At 62.2% G+C, this 19,580-nt stretch carries 16 protein-coding genes; 5 read left to right on the plus strand and 11 right to left on the minus strand.

Translation table 11 applies throughout. The annotated features are described in order from the left end of the window. Window positions 1-112: 112 nt before the first annotated feature. Both A7J50_RS02925 and A7J50_RS02930 read right to left on the minus strand, forming a co-directional pair. Window positions 113-832, minus strand: a complete 720-nt coding sequence (locus A7J50_RS02925) for a cobalt-precorrin-6A reductase (protein ID WP_064450472.1) — start codon at window positions 830-832, stop codon at window positions 113-115. After that, window positions 829-2,034 carry a bifunctional cobalt-precorrin-7 (C(5))-methyltransferase/cobalt-precorrin-6B (C(15))-methyltransferase gene (locus A7J50_RS02930; protein WP_064450473.1) on the minus strand — a complete coding sequence of 402 codons (1,206 nt, stop codon included), beginning with the start codon at window positions 2,032-2,034 and terminating at the stop codon, window positions 829-831. The genes A7J50_RS02925 and A7J50_RS02930 overlap by 4 nt, the downstream gene beginning before the upstream one ends. A gap of 38 nt (window positions 2,035-2,072) precedes the next feature. On the opposite strand from A7J50_RS02930, the gene cobG reads away from it, so the two are divergent. The 5 genes from cobG to A7J50_RS02955 all read left to right on the plus strand — a co-directional run bounded on the left by cobG (window position 2,073) and on the right by A7J50_RS02955 (window position 7,429). Continuing rightward, window positions 2,073-3,425, plus strand: a complete 1,353-nt coding sequence (cobG, locus tag A7J50_RS02935) for a precorrin-3B synthase (RefSeq protein WP_064450474.1) — start codon at window positions 2,073-2,075, stop codon at window positions 3,423-3,425. After that, window positions 3,418-4,044, plus strand: a complete 627-nt coding sequence (locus tag A7J50_RS02940) for a precorrin-8X methylmutase (protein WP_064450475.1) — start codon at window positions 3,418-3,420, stop codon at window positions 4,042-4,044. The genes cobG and A7J50_RS02940 overlap by 8 nt, the downstream gene beginning before the upstream one ends. Continuing rightward, window positions 4,044-4,775: a precorrin-2 C(20)-methyltransferase gene (locus A7J50_RS02945; protein ID WP_064450476.1), complete on the plus strand. Its 732-nt coding sequence runs from the start codon at window positions 4,044-4,046 to the stop codon at window positions 4,773-4,775. The genes A7J50_RS02940 and A7J50_RS02945 overlap by 1 nt, the downstream gene beginning before the upstream one ends. Further along, the gene (gene cobJ, locus A7J50_RS02950; RefSeq protein ID WP_064450477.1) at window positions 4,775-6,412 is read left to right on the plus strand and encodes a precorrin-3B C(17)-methyltransferase; all 1,638 of its coding nucleotides are present in this window, start codon (window positions 4,775-4,777) and stop codon (window positions 6,410-6,412) included. Before A7J50_RS02945 ends, cobJ begins: the two co-directional genes overlap by 1 nt. Window positions 6,413-6,649: 237 nt before the next feature. Next, entirely contained in the window at window positions 6,650-7,429 is a 780-nt protein-coding gene (locus A7J50_RS02955) for a hypothetical protein (RefSeq protein WP_064450478.1), read from the plus strand. Here A7J50_RS02955 and A7J50_RS02960 read toward each other — a convergent pair. From A7J50_RS02960 to accC, 9 genes are all read right to left on the minus strand, one after another. Then, window positions 7,426-8,022, minus strand: a complete 597-nt coding sequence (locus A7J50_RS02960) for a MarC family protein (RefSeq protein WP_003217330.1) — start codon at window positions 8,020-8,022, stop codon at window positions 7,426-7,428. The two genes, A7J50_RS02955 and A7J50_RS02960, sit on opposite strands and share 4 nt — an antisense overlap. A 165-nt stretch (window positions 8,023-8,187) precedes the next feature. Further along, a complete protein-coding gene (locus A7J50_RS02965; RefSeq protein WP_064450479.1) occupies window positions 8,188-10,962 on the minus strand; it encodes a hybrid sensor histidine kinase/response regulator in 2,775 nt (924 codons plus the stop codon). A gap of 115 nt (window positions 10,963-11,077) precedes the next feature. After that, window positions 11,078-12,370, minus strand: a complete 1,293-nt coding sequence (purD, locus tag A7J50_RS02970; RefSeq protein WP_064450480.1) for a phosphoribosylamine--glycine ligase — start codon at window positions 12,368-12,370, stop codon at window positions 11,078-11,080. Window positions 12,371-12,547: 177 nt separating this feature from the next. Next, on the minus strand, window positions 12,548-14,155 hold the full coding sequence (gene purH / locus A7J50_RS02975; protein ID WP_064450481.1) for a bifunctional phosphoribosylaminoimidazolecarboxamide formyltransferase/IMP cyclohydrolase: 1,608 nt from the start codon (window positions 14,153-14,155) through the stop codon (window positions 12,548-12,550). An 81-nt stretch (window positions 14,156-14,236) separates the two neighbouring features. Then, on the minus strand, window positions 14,237-14,557 hold the full coding sequence (gene fis / locus A7J50_RS02980) for a DNA-binding transcriptional regulator Fis (protein WP_002555375.1): 321 nt from the start codon (window positions 14,555-14,557) through the stop codon (window positions 14,237-14,239). Beyond that, window positions 14,554-15,567 (minus strand): tRNA dihydrouridine synthase DusB, encoded by a 1,014-nt coding sequence (gene dusB, locus A7J50_RS02985; protein WP_064450482.1) that lies wholly within the window; start codon window positions 15,565-15,567, stop codon window positions 14,554-14,556. The genes fis and dusB overlap by 4 nt, the downstream gene beginning before the upstream one ends. 185 nt (window positions 15,568-15,752) lie before the next feature. Next, a complete protein-coding gene (locus A7J50_RS02990) occupies window positions 15,753-17,018 on the minus strand; it encodes a DUF3426 domain-containing protein (protein WP_064450483.1) in 1,266 nt (421 codons plus the stop codon). A 30-nt stretch (window positions 17,019-17,048) separates the two neighbouring features. Next, the gene (gene prmA / locus A7J50_RS02995) at window positions 17,049-17,927 is read right to left on the minus strand and encodes a 50S ribosomal protein L11 methyltransferase (RefSeq protein ID WP_064450484.1); all 879 of its coding nucleotides are present in this window, start codon (window positions 17,925-17,927) and stop codon (window positions 17,049-17,051) included. Window positions 17,928-18,206: 279 nt separating this feature from the next. Further along, complete coding sequence (gene accC, locus A7J50_RS03000; RefSeq protein ID WP_017136745.1) at window positions 18,207-19,568, minus strand: acetyl-CoA carboxylase biotin carboxylase subunit; 1,362 nt, start codon at window positions 19,566-19,568, stop codon at window positions 18,207-18,209. Between the last annotated feature and the right edge of the window lie 12 nt (window positions 19,569-19,580).

Here is a 19,580-nt window from a genome sequence, read left to right on the forward strand (position 1 = left end):
CGTTGCGCAGTTGATTGAGTTGGCGCAGTTGCTGGCTGATCGAGTGCATGCGGGCATCGGGCAGACGAAAACAGCAGCCTGATAACGCAGTCCCACACCGGACAGGTGGTGTTTAGAGAGGGTTGACGGCCTGTAGCACCGCAGCCACGCATGTGAATTCTCGATCCACCACAGCCAGCACGGGACGCTTCAACACCAGCACCGGCACCCCACGCTCCCGCGCCACTTCCAGCTTCGGCTCAGTGGCCGCACTGCCACTGTTCTTGCTGATCAGCACATCAATCCCACGCCGCTCAAACAATGCGCGCTCGTCCTCGATCAGAAACGGCCCACGCGCGCCGATGACTTCACAGCGCGCATTTCCCGGATATACATCCAATGCGCGCAGCGTCCAGAATTGGTCGGCGGGGATTTCATCGAGATGCTGCAATGGCTCACGGCCCAGCGTGAACAGCGGGCGCTTGAAAGGCTTCATCGCCTCGATCAGCTCAGCCCAATCGCTGACCTCACGCCAGTCGTCCCCCACCTGCGGCTGCCACGCCGGTCGGCGCAACGCCCAGCAAGGAATACCACACAGCCTTGCAGCCTCGGCGGCATTGCGGCTGATCTGAGCGGCATACGGATGGGTTGCGTCGAGAATCAGGCTGATGTGTTCATCACGAACAAACTGCGCGAGGCCCTCAACACCACCGTAACCGCCGACACGCACTTGGCACGTGAGGTCCGTCGGCACGCGGCCCACGCCCGCCAAACTATAGATATGCTCCGGCCCCAGCGTACGGGCAATGGCCAGTGCTTCAGTGACGCCGCCCAGCAGCAGGATGCGTTTCATAGTGGCTTGATCACTTCCAGCAGGGTGATTGGCAACGCCTGGCGCCAGGTGTCGAACTCACCCAGCGGCTGGGCCTGCGCCACATGAATGCGGGTCAGCTCGCCGCCATGTTGGGCGCGCCAGGCCATCAGGGTCATTTCGCTTTGCAGGGTCACGGCATTGGCGACCAGACGCCCGCCGGGGCGCAGGTGTTGCCAGCAGGTGTCGAGCACGCCGTCGCGGGTGACGCCGCCGCCGATGAAGATCGCGTCCGGTGCTTCCAAACCGTGCAGAACGTCCGGCGCCTTGCCACGAATCAATTGCAAACCGGGTACGCCGAGGGCGTCGCGGTTGTGTTCGATCAGGCCTTGGCGGCCTTCGTCGGCTTCGATGGCCAGCGCACGGCAACTGGGGTGCGCGCGCATCCATTCAATACCGATGGAGCCACTCCCCGCGCCTACATCCCAGAGCAGTTCGCCGGGCATGGGCGCGAGGCGCGCGAGCGTCATGGCCCGCACATCGCGCTTGGTCAGTTGGCCGTCGTGCTTGAACGCCGCATCCGGCAGACCGGCGAGGCGCGACAGGCGTGGGGTATTGGCGTCGGCGAGGCAATCGATGGCGACCACATTCAAATCGGCCACCGAGGCCTGCTGCCAGTCCTGAGCCACGCTATTGATACGCTGCTCATCCGCACCGCCGAGGTGTTCGAAGACGCTGATACGGCTTGGCCCGAACCCGAATTCAACCAGCAGCGCGGCAATCGCCGCAGGGCTGCGCCCGTCATTGCTCAACACCAGCAGGCGCACACCGCTGGCCAGGTGCGCATTCAGCGCCGCCAGCGGCCGGGCGACCACAGACACGGTCACCACCTCCTGCAACGGCCAACCCAACCGCGCCGCCGCCAGGGACACGGACGATGGCGCTGGCAAAATCAGCAACTCCTCAGCCGTCAGCTGCCGCGCCAGGCTGGCTCCCACGCCGTAGAACATCGGGTCGCCGCTGGCCAGTACACACACCGGTTCGCCGCGCCGCGCCAGCACCGGCTCCAGGGAAAACGGGCTCGGCCACAGCTGGCGTTCACCACGAATACACACCGGCAAGAGGTCCAACTGACGTTGGCCGCCTATAATTCGAGAGGCGCGCAACAAGGCATGCCGGGCATTTCTGCCCAGCCCCTTGAAGCCGTCTTCACCGATGCCTACTACCGTCAGCCAGGGCGACATATGAATTCCTTGAACGACATCCGACGGGCAGGCTTTTCATGCCGCCGGACAAAGCAGGCATAATACCGCGCCTTTACCCGTCAACCGGTAGCCCCGTGAACCCAACGCCTGCTCTGAATACCTTGCGCCCCTCGGCCTGTCCGGGGTTGCTGCGTATTGTCCAGGCGTTGGATGGCGGCATTTGCCGGATCAAATTGGCCGGCGGTTCGATCAGCGCCTCCCAGGCCCATGCGGTGGCGGACGCCGCCCAGGCCTATGCGGGCGGGGTGATTGAGGCGACCAACCGCGCCAACGTGCAGATTCGCGGGATCGGCGCCGAGCAGGACGCCTTGATTGCAATGCTCCTTGCTGCAGACCTGGGGCCGAACAACGCCGCCGGTGACGACGTGCGCAACCTGATGCTCAGCCCCAGCGCCGGTGTCGACCCGCACATGCTGTTCGACACCCGCCCGCTGGCTGATCAGATCCTCGCCACCCTACAAAACCATCCACGCTTCCATGAGCTGTCGGCCAAGTTCGCCGTGCAATTGGATGGCGGCGAAGCCCTGGCCATGCTTGAACACCACCATGACCTGTGGCTGTCGGCCTTTGAGCGCGAGGGCGAGACACTGCTTGCGTTCGGTCTGGCCGGCTGCCCTGGGCTGGATGCGCCGCTGGCCGCCGTGCCGTTGGCGCAGGGCCATGGGTTGGTGGTGGCGGTGTTGGAGCGGTTTCTCGACCTGGCGACGCCTGCGCAAACCCGGATGCGGCATTTGCCTGTGGATAACTTCTTGAGCCGTCTGAACCTGCCGTTGCTGCCGGTTGATGGTTTCAAGCGCCCGGCCAGCGGGGCTCTGCTGCATCTGGGTACTTATCCACAGCGGCAAAAAGATTACGTGTACGTCGCCGCCGTTGCACCGCTGGGACGGCTGGACTCAAGCATGCTCAAGGGCGCCGCCAAACTGGCCAGTGACTACGGCGACGGCACGCTGCGTTTCACGCCCTGGCAAGGTCTGCTGCTGCCCAACGTACACGCCGATAAGGCCGCCACTGTCACCGATCACCTGCAGCAGCTGGGCTTTCTCTGCTCAGTCGAGCAACCGCTGGCACGCATGATCGCCTGCACCGGCTCAAGCGGCTGCGGCAAAGGCCTGGCCGACACCAAGGCCGACGCCGTGCAACTGGCCGCCCTGCAACCCGGTCATGACGTGCACCTGTCCGGCTGCCTGCGTTCCTGCGCCGCGGCGCATGTCGCGCCGGTCACCTTGCTGGCGGTGAGTCCCGGCCACTACGACCTCTATTTTCGCGATGCAGCCGAGCAAGGTTTCGGCCGGCTGCACGCGCGCACTCTTTCCATTGAAGCGGCGGGCGCCCTGTTACGCGCACGCTCACGGAGCAACACCGATGATTGATTACATCCGCGACGGTCAGGAGATCTATCGCAACTCCTTCGCCATTATTCGCGCGGAAGCCAAGTTGGACCGCATCCCGGCCGACCTGGAAAAACTCGCGGTGCGGGTGATTCATGCGTGCGGCATGGTCGAGGCCATCGACGGCCTGCAGTTCTCCATCGGTGCCGGCAAGGCCGGGCGCGAGGCGCTGGCCGCCGGCGCGCCGATTCTGTGTGATGCGCGAATGGTCTCCGAAGGCGTGACCCGCGCGCGCCTGCCAGCCAACAATGAAGTGATCTGCACCTTGCGCGACGACAGCGTGCCGGACTTGGCGCGGGAATTGGGCAACACCCGTTCCGCCGCCGCGCTGGAGCTGTGGCGCCCGCACCTGGAAGGCAGCGTGGTGGTGATCGGCAACGCGCCGACCGCCTTGTTCTACCTGCTGGAAATGCTCGATGCCGGCGCGCCGAAACCGGCATTGATCCTGGGTTTCCCGGTGGGGTTTGTCGGCGCCGCCGAATCCAAGGCGATGCTGGCGGCCGACAGCCGTGGCGTACCGTTCGTGATCATGCAAGGCCGCCTCGGCGGCAGTGCCATGGCCGCCGCTGCGGTCAACGCCTTGGCCACGGAGGTCGAATAATGCAGGCACGTGGACGGTTGATTGGCCTGGGCGTGGGCCCCGGCGACCCGGAGCTGATTACCCTCAAGGCCCTGCGCCTGCTACGCGAATCGCCGGTGGTGGCGTACTTCGCGGCCAAGGGCAAGAAGGGCAATGCCTTCGGCATCATCGAAGACCACCTGGTGGCGCAGCAGACCCTGATGCCGCTGGTGTACCCGGTGACCACGGAAGTGCTGCCGGCACCAATGTCTTATGAACAAATCATCAGCGACTTCTACGACACTGCCAGCATGGACGTGGCCGCGCACTTGGACGCCGGCCGTGATGTGGCGGTGATCTGCGAAGGCGACCCGTTCTTCTACGGTTCCTACATGTACCTGCACGACCGTCTGGCCGAGCGTTATGACGCGCAAGTTATCCCTGGCGTGTGCTCCATGCTCGGCGGCGCCTCGGTGCTCGGCGCACCGTTGGTGTATCGCAATCAGAGTCTGTCGGTGCTCTCCGGTGTGTTGCCCGCTGACGACCTCAAGCGGCGCCTGGCGGATGCCGATGCGGCGGTGATCATGAAGCTGGGCCGCAACTTCCCCAAGGTGCGCCAGGTGCTGGAAGAACTCGGTTTGGCCGAGCGCGCGCTCTACGTGGAGCGCGCGACCATGGCTAACCAGAAAATCGTGGCGCTGGATCAGGTCGACCCGGCGTCTTCGCCGTACTTCTCGCTGATCATCGTGCCGGGTGAAAGGTGGCAAGGTTGATGTGCCCGGCGATTGTCATTCTGGGCCAGGGTAGCCTGGCGACTGCGCGCAAGATTCAACAGGTTTACCCGGGCGCGCTGATCCATGGCCTGGCCGGACGGGTTGAAGGTGCGGACCACACGTACAGCGAGTTCGGCGCAACCTTGCGCCAGCTTTATCAACAAGGCACGCCGTTGATCGCTCTGTGCGCGGCCGGCATCGTCATCCGCACCCTGGCGTCGCTATTGCTCGAAAAGGGTGAAGAACCTGCAGTGCTGGCCGTCGCTGAAGATGGCAGTGCCGTGGTGCCGTTGCTCGGTGGCCTGGGCGGTGTGAACGTCATGGCGCGAGACATCGCGGCAGCGTTGGGCGTAGCCGCTGCAATCACTACCAGCGGCGAGCTGCGTTTCGGCACTTGCCTGCTCAACCCGCCCGCGGGTTACCAACTGGCCGACCTGGAGCTGGGCAAACGCTTCGTCTCCGACCTGCTCGCCGGAGAAAGCGTGCGCATTGAAGGCGCGGCGCCCTGGCTGGACCAGGCCAATCTGCCGCAGGATCAGCACGCACGCTTGGCGATTCACGTGGGCAGCGCCGCGCGTGTGCCGGCGGACAACGAATTACTGATTTACCCGAAGACGGTGTGCGTCACCTGTAAGCCTGGTGCGCAGTTGGCCGAGCGTGTGCGTGCGGCGTTGCACCGTGCCGGCATTGCTGTGCAATCCCTGGCCTGCCTGTTGGCCAGCGCTACGCAAATGGCCGACGCTTCCTTGCCCGACGCTGCATTGGAATTAGGGGTGCCGTTGCGTTTCGCTGACGTGGAGCAAGACGCGGATATCGTTATCAGCGTTGCAGAGCAACCTCTGGACCTGTCGCTCGTCGGCCGTCCGCGTGGGCGTCTCGCCGTGATTGGCCTGGGCCCGGGCGCGGCCGAGTTGATGGTCCCGGCCGTCAAGGCTGAACTGGCACGCTGCACCGATGTGCTGGGCTACGAAACCTACGTGCGCATGGCCGGGCCGTTCCGCAATGACCAGGTGCAGCATTGCACCGATAACCGCGAAGAAATGCAGCGCGCGCGTCATGCCTTTGAGCTGGCCGCGCAAGGGCGCTCAGTGGTGGTGGTGTCGTCCGGCGACCCCGGCGTGTTTGCCATGGCAGCTGCTGTCATCGAGGCCTTGCACGAGTCGAGCGACCCGGCCTGGCATCAAGTCGACCTGGAGATTCTGCCGGGCGTCTCGGCCTCGCTGGCCACCGCCGCTCAAGCGGGTGCGCCGCTGGGGCATGACTTCTGCGTGATGTCGCTGTCGGACAACCTCAAGCCTTGGTCGATCATCGAAAAGCGCTTGGACCTTGCATCCCAGGCCGACCTCGCCCTGGCGTTCTATAACCCCATCTCGCGCTCGCGACCGTGGCAACTGGGGCGCGCCCTGGAAATCGTCGCCTTGCATCGCACGCCGCAGACGCCGGTAGTGCTGGGGCGTGACATCGGCCGCCCAGGCCAGACCCTGCGTGTCACCACGCTTGGGCAACTGACGCCTGAGCAGGTCGACATGCGCACCATGGTGCTGATTGGCTCGTCCACCACCTGCGTGTTTGCGCGGGCCGGTGGCGGGGAGTGGGTGTACACGCCGCGTTGGTATGGCGAGAAACCTGCCGGCTGAAAGCGGTCTGTCGTACGCAAGAAAGCTCCGAGTAACGCTGGGTGAAAACCTACCGTTATTCGGGGCTTTTTCTGTTTTTGTCGCTGAAATACGGAAGGCCCGCGCGGGCGCCTCGTTATTGCTGGGGGGCGCTTTTTCGGAGGGTGTGCCAAGCGATGTTTGTCGTCTGGCAAGCCCACCTGCCACTCGACTAGTGTGGGAGCAAGCCCCATGTGGGGTGCTTGTGGAGAACGGGAAATGGAGCGATATCACAAAAGGATCATCAGTGCGAAGAGGCGCAAGTTGATTGCCGCCTACAAGCTGCCAGGGGCACCGGCAATCACGCCCTCCTTGGCGTTGGACACTGAGGATGATTGCAATGCGGCAGTGGTGAACAATGGTGTGATCTCGTTTATCGAGGGTATGTCTGCGCTGAACCGCGAGTACATCCGCAAAAGCTACTTGCTGGCCAGTGGTTATGTCAGCGATGTGTTGAAAGTAAACCGCGGCACGGAGGCCTGGTACGACGAATTTATCAAGGTGATGATCAGCTTGGGCTGGCTGCCGGTGCGCAGCCGCTTCGAGCGGGTCAAAAGCTCGGGAAAGGGCCTGACGGTGCAACTGGCGGCGCTTAATATCATCGCGGCCATGCTGGCGTCGACATCACTGGCCGGGCCGCTGCTCGCGGCGTTGCCGAAGCTGGCGGCCGACGCACTGGAGGCCATGAAGCAGCAGCCCGCTTCATTCGAGCTGTTCAAGCGCAACAGCACGGTGCATCAGGGCGGTGATTTCGGCTTGGCCTCCTGTGCCGAGACCGATGGCGAAGTGATGATGGTGTTAGTGACTTACAGCAGTCACGGGGTGAGCAAGCAGGTCGGCTTGCCGTTTCTGGAGTGGGACAGCGCCTCGTTCGAGGCCTTCAGCGGGCAGACCTGCCTGGTGCTGAATACCTCGGTGGTCAACGAAAAGACCCTCCAGTTGATGCGCGAAAGCGCGGGAGACAAGGTGCAGTCGGCAATCGCCCAGTATCGGATTTAAGGCACCAGGTAGCCGCGTACCCCGGTAAAGATGATCTGCGCGGCAAGCGCGCACACGAACAACCCCATCAACCGGCTGACAATCTGCAAGCCCTGGTCGCCGAGAATGCGTTCGATACGGTTGGACAAATACAGCACCACGCCCACCGTGAGGCTGGCCAGGGCGATGCTGAGGATGGCGGTGATCTTGTCATCCCAATGCGGCTGGCTGACGCCCATCACCAGCAGCGCACCGATGGTGCCGGGGCCAACGGTGAGGGGGATGGTCAGCGGCACGATGGTCACGTCCTGCTGCACATTGTCGGTCTGCACCGCTGATTTGCCCTGGGCCATGCCCAGAGCCGAGATAAACAGCACGCTGCCGGCACCGATGCGAAAGGCGTCCACGGTGATGCCGAACACACTGAAAATCACCCGGCCAAACAGGTAGAGCAATACGCTCGACACCAGCGTCGCCAACGCCACTTTCCAGGCCAGGCGCCTGCGTTCCTTGCTGGAATAACCACGGGTCAGGCTGATAAAGCAGGACAGCACAAAGAACGGGCTGTAGAGCACCAGCATCTTCAGGTAAACGCTGAATAACACATGGAGCATGGGGGGCGGCTCGCGATGGGAGAAGTCTGCGGAGTCTATCAGGCGCAACCGGGCAAATGTGGGAGCTGGCTTGCCTGCGATAGCGGTATGTCAAGCAACTGGCTTGTCGCTAATACACCGCTATCGCAGGCAAGCCAGCTCCCACAGGGGCGGTTGCATTTCAGATCAGGAAACGGTGCTGTGTTCCTGTTTTTGTTGACGCTGCGCCACCCAGAACTCAACCAGCTCGCGCAACTGCGACAACTCCACTGGCTTGGCCATATGCCCATCCATCCCGGCCTGGCGCGCGCGCTCTTTATGTTCCGAGAGGATGTGTGCGGTGAGTGCCACCACCGGTGTGCGAATGCGTTGGTGGCTGACTTCCCACGCCCGCAGTTGCTGAGTGGCGGAGAAGCCATCGAGGATCGGCATTTCGCAGTCCATCAACACCAGGTCGTAACGCTGGGCTTTCATCGCCTCCAGCGCTTCTTCGCCGTTGCTGGCGGTGTCCGGGTTGAGGTTGAGCTTGCCCAACATGCCGCGAATCACTTTGGTGGAGATGCTGTTGTCTTCAGCCACCAGGATGCGGAAGTCGCTGGGCACGGTCACGGCTGTCGGTGCGCTGAGGGCGGGGCGCTGCTGCACGGCGCCTTTACTGCGCTGGGTCAGTTCGTCGGCCAGGGTGGTCTTGAGCGTGTAGCCAGCCACCGGTTTGGCGAGGATGCGCTTGATGCCGCAGTTGCGCGCGATGATCTTGCTCGGTGCATTGCTGATGCCGGTGAGCATGATCAGCAGGATGTCGTGGTTAAGGCTCGGGTCTTCCTTGATCTTTGCCGCCAGTTGCATACCGGTCATGCCGGGCATGTTCTGGTCCAGCAGCACCACGTCGAAGTAATCGCGCAGGTGAGCTTTGGTGCGCAGCAGCGCCAGGGCCTCTTTGCCGGACGGCACGGCGCTGACGTTCAGGCCCCAGGCCGTGCATTGCTGCACCAGCACCTTGCGACAGGTGTCGTTGTCGTCCACCACCAACACCCGGGCGCCTTTGAGCGGGCCGTCGAGGTCGGACGTCGGATGCTCCAGGCGTTCCGGGTCCAATGGCAGGGTCAGCCACAGGGTGCTGCCTTGGTGGCTGCCACTCTTGATGCCGAACTCGCCGTTCATCAACAGGATCAGTTGACGCGCGATCACCAGGCCCAGGTGGCCGCTCAAGCGCGTGGCCGAGAGGAAGTTCTTGCTGTGCAGTTCGCTGTGCAGCAACGCGTCGCGCTCGGCGGCCTCCATCGGCAGGCCGCTGTCCTGCACGGCAATGCGCAGGCGCGGCTTGGTGCTGCGTTCGTCGAGGGCGACGACGATCAGCACTTCACCTTCATCGGTTTTTTGCAGGGCGTTTTCCAGCAGGCTTAACAGTGCCTGGCGCAGGCGCGTCGGGTCGCCGCTGATCACTCGCGGCACTTGGGGCTGGATGAAGCTGATCAGTTCGACGTTCTGCTGCTCGGCCTTGGCGCGGAAGATACTCAAGCAGTCATCGATCAGGGCGTTGAGGTCGAATTGCACGTCGTCCAGCTCGATCTGCCCGGACTCCAGCTTGGAGATGTCGAGGATCTCGTTGATCAGCGTCAGCAGTTCATTACCGGCGCTGTGGATGGTTTGCACGTAGTCACGCTGTTTCACCGACAGCGGCGTGCCCAGCAGCAACTCGGTCATGCCCAGCACACCGTTCATGGGCGTGCGGATTTCGTGGCTGATCTTCGCCAGGAACTCGGCCTTGGCGGCGATTTCGGCATTGCTGGCCGCCAGATCACGGCTGAGGCTGAAGCGGGCCTCGACAATCGCGCGCTGGCGTTCGCCCAGGGCCAGGCTCATCAGCAGGCCGCTGAGGCAGATAAACCCGAGCAACGTGACGATCAAACCTTGCGGCGCCACCAGCGTCAGGCCGAGCAGGGCCGGGAGGATGATCAGCGTACCGATGTTGAACACCACCATCGCTACCACGAACAAGCGTGCCGGCCGGTAGCCTTTCTGCCAGTGACAGGCCGAGACAAACAACATGCTCAGCCCGGCCAGGGCCACCAGGGCGTAGGTGATGATGTTCAGCGGCAAGGTGTTGACGAACAACAGCAGCAGTCCGCACAGCACGATCAGCAGGATGTCGGCCATCAACAGCTTGTTCAGCGGGTGCGGGCCCAAAGGCATGAAGAATCGGTAGGCAAACATCAACCCGCAGGGGGCGGTCAGCAGCAGGGCCAGGTAGGCGCCCGGGGTCTGGATCGCGTGCCAGTTCGGCAGCCACGGCCCCACCAGGTTGAGCAACAATGCCAGGCTCAGCATCAACAGCAGCTCGCAGGCCGCCAGCCATAGGCTGCTGCGTGAGCGGTGGTAAGCGAAGCGTGTGAGGTTGTGCAGGATCAGCATCAGCAGGCAGCCGAACAGCAAGCCGTAGATCAGTGTCTGGGTCTGATCGGCGGCGGCGAGTACGGCCGGTTCCAGGGTGATATAGGGGCGCAGCTCGTGTTCCGAGACCAGGCGCAGATACACCTCCAGAGGCTTCTGGCTCTGGGGCATCGGCAGCATGAAATCGCTGCTGGGCAGCGGGCGTCCCGCCTGGGGTTGGCGAGTGCCGGTGCTTTGTTGTTCCACCAGGGTGTCGCCGTCCAGTACATAGAGGCTCAGGTGGGACAGGTCCGGGGCGAATACCCGCAGCACTTGCTCGTGCTTGCCGGGTTGCAGCTTGAAGCGTACCCACAACGCACCGTCCGGCTCCGCGGCGGTAATCCGGTCCAGTTCGATGGGGCTGAATTGATTGGTGTAGCGGGCGGAGCGAATGTCGCTCAACTGCAGGTCGGCCTGTTCATCAAGCAATACTGCCCAACCACTGCCTTGCGCGGCGGCCTGGGCCGGGAACAAGCAGAGCAGGGTCAGCAAACTGACTGTGAAACCTATGGCGATCCTGAGCCAGCGCACGGCGAAATCCCTTCGTAGGTTGATGCACGGGTTAACTATGCGCGGGGCGACATGTGTAGGGCAAGGGCCAGAGGCCCTTGCCTAACCGAACGGATAGCTACTCAAGTGTAGCTGTTCAGCTGTTCTCGCCACGTTCACGGGCAATGGCGCGATAGCCGATGTCTGTGCGGTAGAAGCAACCTTTCCAGTCGATTTTCGCGGCCAGTTTGTACGCCTGTTGTTGCGCGGCGTCGACACTGGCACCCATTGCGGTGGCGCACAACACACGGCCACCTGCGGTTACAACGTTGCCATCCTTGAGCGCGGTGCCGGCATGGAACACCTTGCCTTCCAGCGTAGCAGCTGCGTCCAGGCCTTCAATCACATCGCCTTTGGCGTAGTCGGCAGGGTAACCACCGGCCGCCAGCACAATGCCGACGCTCGGACGTGGGTCCCACTGTGCTTCAACCTTGTCCAGCGCCTGGGCCAGGGCCGCTTCCACCAGCAGCACCAGGCTCGACTGCAAGCGCAGCATCACCGGTTGGGTTTCCGGGTCGCCGAAGCGGCAGTTGAACTCGATGACTTTCGGGTTACCGGCTTTGTCGATCATCAGGCCGGCGTACAGGAAGCCGGTGTACACGTTGCCTTCGTCGGCCATGCCGCGCACGGTCGGCCAGATCACCAGGTCCATCACACGCTTGTGTACTTCGGCGGTGACCACTGGGGCAGGGGAGTAAGCACCCATGCCGCCGGTGTTCGGGCCAGTGTCGCCGTCGCCGACGCGTTTGTGGTCCTGGCTGGTGGCCATCGGCAGAACGTTTTTGCCGTCGACCATTACGATAAAGCTGGCTTCTTCGCCGTCGAGGAACTCTTCGATGACGACGCGGGAACCGGCTTCACCGAAAGCGTTACCGGCGAGCATGTCGCGCACGGCGTCTTCGGCTTCCTGCAGGGTCATCGCAACGATCACGCCTTTACCGGCGGCCAGGCCGTCGGCCTTGATCACGATCGGTGCGCCTTTTTCACGCAGGTAAGCCAGGGCCGGCTCGATCTCGGTGAAGTTCTGGTAGTCGGCAGTCGGGATCTTGTGGCGTGCCAGGAAATCCTTGGTGAACGCCTTGGAACCTTCCAGCTGTGCAGCGCCAGCGGTAGGGCCGAAGCAATCCAGGCCACGGCTGCGGAACAGGTCCACGACGCCGGCAACCAACGGCACTTCCGGACCGACGATGGTCAGGGAAACGTTTTTCTCGGCAAAATCAGCAAGCTGCTCAAGGGCCAGCACGTCGATGGCGACGTTTTCACACTTGGCTTCAATGGCGGTGCCGGCGTTGCCGGGTGCGACGAAAACTTTCTGGACCCGCGGGTCCTGGGCAACTTTCCAGGCCAGGGCGTGTTCACGGCCACCGCTGCCAATGATGAGGACGTTCAAGTCAGACTCCTTCGGAGGAAGTTACGAGCTGTAAGCTGCAAGTTAGAGCATTCTGTGTTGCTCTAAAGTGCAGCATGCGGCTATGAATTTTAGAAACTGCAAGCAATATCAAAAGTTGCAAAGACCTGCTTTTACTTGTTGCTTGCAGCTTGAATTTTGCCGCTCCACGCCAGTGGATCAGTGACGGAAGTGGCGCATACCGGTGAACACCATGGCGATACCGGCTTCGTCGGCTGCGGCAATCACTTCTGCATCACGCATCGAACCGCCCGGTTGGATCACGGCGGTAACACCGGCTTTCGCAGCATTGTCCAGGCCGTCGCGGAACGGGAAAAACGCGTCGGAAGCCATCACCGAACCGGCGACTTGCAAACCCGCGTGCTCAGCCTTGATCGCGGCGATACGTGCCGAGTTCACACGGCTCATCTGGCCGGCGCCGACACCGATGGTCTGGCGGTTCTTGGCGTAGACGATGGCGTTGGACTTAACGTACTTGGCGACTTTCCAGGCGAAGATCAGGTCGTGGATCTCTTGCTCGGTCGGGGCGCGTTGGGTGACGACTTTGAGGTCTTCGCTGCCGATCATGCCGATGTCGCGGCTCTGTACCAGCAAGCCGCCGTTGACGCGCTTGTAGTCCCAGGCAGCAGCGCGTTCAGCCGACCACTCGCCACAGGCCAGCAGGCGCACGTTGGCTTTGGCGGCCACAATGGCGCGGGCTTCTTCACTTACGGAAGGGGCGATGATCACTTCGACGAACTGACGCTCGACGATGGCTTTGGCGGTTTCTGCATCCAGCTCGCGGTTGAAGGCGATGATGCCGCCGAAGGCGGATTCGGTGTCGGTGGCGTAGGCCAGTTCGTACGCCTGGCGGATACCGCCTTCAGCGTCCGGGCTCACGGCCACGCCACATGGGTTGGCGTGCTTGACGATCACGCAGGCCGGCTTGACGAAGCTCTTCACACATTCCAGCGCGGCGTCGGTGTCGGCCACGTTGTTGTAGGACAGCTCTTTGCCTTGCAGTTGGGTCGCGGTGGCGATGCCGACTTCGGCCGGTTTGGCTTCCACGTAGAACGCCGCGCTCTGGTGCGGGTTCTCGCCGTAGCGCATTTCCTGGGCCTTGATGAACTGGCTGTTGAAGGTGCGCGGGAACTGGCTGCGGCCTTCTGTGCTGAGGGTGTCGGCGGCCTGGTTCACGGTGCCCATGTAGTTGGCGATCATGCCGTCGTAGGCGGCAGTGTGTTCGAACGCCTTGAGCATCAGGTCGAAACGCTGGGCGTAGGTCAGGCCGCCGGCTTTCAGGCTTTCGAGCACGTTGGCGTAGTCGCTGGCGTTAACCACGATGGCCACGTCTTTGTGGTTCTTGGCCGCGGAGCGAACCATGGTCGGGCCGCCGATATCGATGTTTTCGATGGCGGTCGGCAGGTCGCAGCCTGGCTTGTTGATGGTGGCTTCGAACGGGTAAAGGTTAACGGCCACCAGGTCGATCGGCTTGATGCCGTGTTCGGTCATGATGGCGTCGTCGATACCGCGACGACCGAGGATCCCGCCGTGGATTTTCGGGTGCAGGGTCTTGACCCGACCGTCCATCATTTCTGCGAAACCGGTGTAGTCCGCGACTTCTACTGCGGCCACGCCGTTGTCCTGCAGCAGTTTGAAGGTCCCGCCCGTGGAGAGGATTTCCACGCCCAGGGCTTCCAGCTCCCGGGCAAATTCGAGGATCCCGGTCTTGTCGGAGACGCTGATCAAGGCACGGCGGATCGGCAGGCGGGTAGTCTGGTCGGTCATTTCAATTTCCATCAAAAGCAAAGGAGTCAGCAAAAAAGGCGTCCGTTTTTACGCGGGCGCCTTTCTGGTTTGATTGAATGCTTACAGCAAATCGTACTGCTTGAGCTTTTTGCGCAAGGTGCCACGATTGAGGCCCAGCAGCTCACTGGCTTTGGTCTGGTTGCCCTTGACGTAGTTCATCACGCTTTCAAGCAAGGGCGCTTCGACTTCGGAGAGCACCAGGTTGTACACGTCCGTGACGGAAGCGCCCTCAAGGTGGGCGAAATAATTGTGCAACGCCTTCTCGACACTCCCGCGAAGGGTCTGGCCTTCTTCGCTCGGCGTGTTCAGGTGCTGTTTCAAATTGACGTTGTCGCTCACGGGTGTTGTTCCACTCACTAAAGTCTCGGTCATCATCGTCATGCGGCCACCCCCTCTCCGTCCCCTGTCCCCAGGCTCTTGTAACGTTCGCTGAAAAACTCACGAACGTTGGCGCACTGTGCTTCCGTATCATCCAAACGATTGAAGTGGGCGCGAAACTCCCTGGCGCCCGGCAAGGTTGCGAGATACCAGCCGACATGCTTGCGAGCAATGCGTACTCCCATCACGTCTCCATAGAAGGCGTGCAGGGCGGCCAGATGCTCTAGCAGAATACGTTCCACCTCGATCAGCTCCGGTGCCGGCAACACTTCGCCGGTACGCAGAAAATGCTCGATCTCACGAAAAATCCATGGCCGCCCCTGGGCGGCCCGGCCAATCAACAAGCCATCGGCACCGGTTGCGTGCAGCACGCGCCGGGCTTTCTCGGCTGAGTCGATATCGCCATTGGCAAACACCGGCATCGACACCGCCTGCTTGATCGCGGCAATGGTGTCGTACTCGGCTTCACCGGTGTAAAGGTCGGCGCGGGTGCGGCCGTGCACCGCCAACGCTGTAATGCCTGCCTGTTCGGCGATCTTCGCCACCGTCAGGCCGTTCTTGTTGTCCCGGTCCCAACCGGTACGAATCTTCAGGGTGACCGGCACATCCACTGCGGCGACAACGGCCTGCAGGATCTCGGCGACCAATTGCTCATCTTTCAACAGCGCGGAACCGGCGGCCTTGTTGCAGACCTTCTTGGCCGGGCAGCCCATGTTGATGTCGATGATCTGTGCGCCCAACTCAACGTTGGCCCGTGCTGCATCCGCCAGCATTTGTGCATCACCACCGGCGATCTGTACCGAGCGGGGCTCGGGATCACCTTCGTGGATCATGCGCATCCGCGATTTGCGGGTGTTCCACAGGCTCATGTCGCTGGTGACCATTTCAGAGACTACTAGACCCGCGCCCAAACGCTTGCACAGCTGACGAAAGGGCTGGTCGGTGACGCCCGCCATCGGGGCGAGAATCAAACCGTTTGGCAATGTGTATGGGCCGATGCGTACCGCCGACATAGGACTTCCCTGTTGTGGGGCCGGATCATTAGAGTTCGAAAAAGGGTTGGCATGATACCCGCTCTCGATGACTGGATAAAGGCTGAATTGGATAAAATCTGAACAGTTATTTCTTTATCGCCACCGGTTTGGTAGGTGGCGGGGCAGTCAATAATTTGCCGTCAAACCTCGGAGCGTGAACCGGCTCACTCGGGCGAGTGGAAACTCAGGCTGTAATTCACGGCTTTATTGCCTGGGTCGAGGATGTCCAGGGAGATATGGATCGGGGTCTGTGAAGGCATCTCGCTCACACCGGCCAGTTCACCACTCAGGTATTCGCCGGGTTTGAAGCGACGACTGGCAATCAGGCTGCCGTTCAAGTCGGCAAAACGCAGCTCCAGCAGCGGGAAAGGCTGGGAGAACGTCGCACGGTTATAGATGATGGCGTCCACCACCAGCGCCCCGGCAAACTCCGGGTTGCTGCGCACCACCAGGTTACTGCTCTTGATGTGCGCGATATCGACCCGTGATGGCACGGTGCAGCCCAGTGTTGGGCACAGTTGCTGGAACCAGGGGCGGTAAGCGTCCTGGCGGGCAAGGTCGCCGAATTGATAGGCGACGTACTGGCCCGCCAGGCCAGCGGCAGCCAGCAATACCAGGAGTGTCCAGATGAGACGACGGCCCCAGCCTGACGGACGTTTCTGCGCATAAAGATGCAGCGGGTCGTCTTCCAGGTCCTGGAGTACATCGTCGTGAACGCTGGCTTCCGGGCGTGGGCGTTGGCGACGCGGTTGTGGGCGTTCTTCGGGTTCAGGCTCGTCCGCGGCAGCGGTCAGCGGCGTGAACGGCGGGTCGATATCGTCATCGTCAGGCGTTGAGTGCCGCGAGGGTTCATCGTCAATGTCGTCACTATGAAACGATATGGACGGCTCGGTGCGCTGCTTGGTCGCAGGTGCCTTGACCGGTTCGGGTTCGTCTTCGGGGGCTTGGACGCGTTCCTCGGGCGGTTCGCTGAACAGGCTGGCGGCCCACTTTTCTTCCTCGGCCTTGACGGTGTCACGGCTGGCGCTGAGGGCATCTTCCTTTTGCCGACGGTCGGCACCTGCTTGGCGACGCTCCGCGCCTGGCGGCAGGGTGTGCTGAATCTCGCGGCGCTCCAGCTTGGCCAGTTCTTCGTCCAGGTCAAGGTTGTCCAGGTCCAGCTCTTCGGCGGTCCACTGCTTCTGGCTGATGGCTCGCGGTGTCTGGGGGGCTGCCTCGGGAGCCTGTCCTGCGGCTGGCTCGGCGGGAGCTGGCTGTGTAACTTGCGGCGCAGGTGCACCGGCACGCTGCTCCAGCAACTGGCGAGCGGCGTTGAACACTTGCAGGCACGAGCCGCAGCGAACCACGCCACGGGCCACGCTTAATTGAGCGTGGCTGACGCGAAAGCGGGCTTGGCAATGCGGGCACTGGGTGACGAAACTGTCAGTCATGCGGCCATCCGATTCAGGCAGGCGCCCATTCTAGCGCCGACGACCACTGATGCGTACCCAGCCGTCACGGTTAGCGATCGGGTCCAGCTCGAAGTCCTGAGCATAGGCTGCCGCCACGTCTTCGCCTTGCTCGGCGAGAATGCCCGACAGCGCCAAACGCCCACCTGGCTTGACCAGGCTCGACAACTGCGGCGCCAGGGACACCAGCGGCCCGGCGAGGATATTCGCCACCAGCACATCGGCCTGTACCTGGGGCAATTGCTCCGGCAGGTACAGTGGGAATTTGCCTTCAGGAATATGGTTGCGCCCTGCGTTGTCGCGGGAGGCTTCCAGGGCTTGCACGTCGATGTCGGTGCCGACAGCTTCCTTGGCGCCCAGCAATAGTGCGGCAATCGCCAGGATCCCCGAGCCACAGCCGAAATCCAGCACGTTGCAGTCAGTCAGGTCCTGGCCGTCGAGCCATTCCAGGCACAGCGCGGTGGTGGGGTGAGTGCCGGTGCCGAACGCCAGGCCCGGGTCCAGCAGCAGGTTGACTGCCTCCGGTTCAGGGGCGGCGTGCCAGCTGGGTACGATCCACAGGCGCTGGCCGAAACGCATGGGCTGGAAGTTGTCCATCCAACTGCGTTCCCAGTCCTGGTCTTCAATGATTTCACTGTGATGCTCCGGCAGCGGGCCGCCGGTGAGCAGTTCCATATGGGCCAGCACGGCGGCGGCATCGGTGCCGTCTTCGAACAGGGCCAGCAAATGGGTGTGGGACCAGAGTGGCGTGGTGTTGAGTTCGGGTTCGAAGATCGGTTGGTCTTCGGCGTCCATAAAGGTGACCGAGACAGCGCCCACTTCGAGGAAAGCGTCTTCGTAGGTTTCGGCTTGTTCTGGGCTGATGGCGAGACGGACTTGCAGCCAAGGCATGGCGGGCACCTTTGAAAAAAATGAGTGTGCGACGGCTGGGTCGCGAAAGCGCGCAAGTTTACGCGAGCGGCGGGCAGAAGACGACACCACTGACCGCACTCGGTCCAAATGTGGGAGCGGGCTTGCTCGCGAAGGCGTCGGGTCAGTCGCCTTATGTTCCCGCTGACCCGCCGCCTTCGCGAGCAAGCCCCTCCCACAGGGGTAATGTGTCTATCCAGAAAAAAACGGTGTTCCACAAACAACAAAGCCGCCCGAAGGCGGCTTTGTTGGGTGGAGCACTTACTGGTTAGCCAGCTTGTGTTCCAGGTAGTGAATGTTCACACCACCTTCGCAGAAGCCTTCATCACGAACCAGGTCCCGATGCAACGGGATGTTGGTCTTGATGCCGTCAACCACGATTTCGTCCAGGGCATTACGCATACGGGCCATGGCCTCGTCGCGAGTCGCGCCCCAGGTGATCAGCTTGCCGATCAGCGAGTCGTAGTTGGACGGAACCTTGTAGCCACTGTACAGGTGCGAATCCACACGTACGCCGTTGCCGCCGGGCGCATGGAAATGCTTGACCAGGCCAGGGCTTGGGATAAAGGTTTTCGGGTCTTCGGCGTTGATCCGGCACTCCAGGGAGTGGCCGTGGATCTTCACGTCGTCCTGGGTGAAGGACAGCACGTTACCGGCGGCGATGCTCAGCATCTCCTTGACGATGTCGATACCGGTGACCATCTCCGAAACCGGGTGCTCTACCTGCACACGAGTGTTCATCTCGATGAAGTAGAAACGACCGTTTTCGTAGAGGAACTCAAAGGTGCCGGCGCCACGGTAGTTGATGTCGATGCACGCCTTGACGCAGCGAGCCAGGACTTCCTGGCGAGCCGTTTCGTCCAGGCCCGGTGCCGGAGCTTCTTCCAGTACCTTCTGGTGACGGCGTTGCAGCGAGCAATCGCGGTCGCCCAGGTGGATGGCGTGGCCCTGGCCGTCGGACAGCACCTGCACTTCCACGTGACGTGGGTTGGTCAGGTACTTTTCCAGGTAGACCATCGGGTTGCCGAACCACGCAGCCGCTTCGGAGCGGGTCTGCTTGGCGGCTTCGATCAGGTCTTCTTCCTTGTGCACGACGCGCATGCCGCGACCACCACCGCCACCGGCGGCCTTGATGATCACCGGGTAACCGACTTCGCGACCAATGCGCAGGGCGGTTGCCTCGTCTTCAGGCAGCGGGCCGTCGGAACCTGGAACGGTTGGCACGCCGGCAGCGATCATGGCGTCTTTGGCCGATACCTTGTCGCCCATCAGGCGAATGGTTTCGGCTTTCGGACCGATGAAGGCAAACCCGGATTTCTCCACCTGCTCGGCGAAGTCGGCGTTTTCCGCGAGGAAGCCGTAGCCTGGGTGGATGCCATCAGCGCCGGTCACTTCAGCGGCCGCGATGATGTTCGAGACTTTCAGGTACGAGTTCGTGGCCAGTGGCGGGCCGATGCAGATGCTTTCGTCCGCCAGTTTCACGTGCATCAATTCAGTATCGGCCGTCGAGTAAACAGCGACGGTCTTGATGCCCTCTTCCTTACAGGCGCGCAGGATACGCAGCGCGATCTCGCCGCGGTTGGCGATCAGGACTTTTTGCAGTTTCTTCGCAGGTTTCAACATCGAAGGCGCTCC

Origin of the sequence: Pseudomonas antarctica (assembly GCF_001647715.1) — a bacterium.
Lineage (GTDB): Bacteria > Pseudomonadota > Gammaproteobacteria > Pseudomonadales > Pseudomonadaceae > Aquipseudomonas > Aquipseudomonas antarctica_A.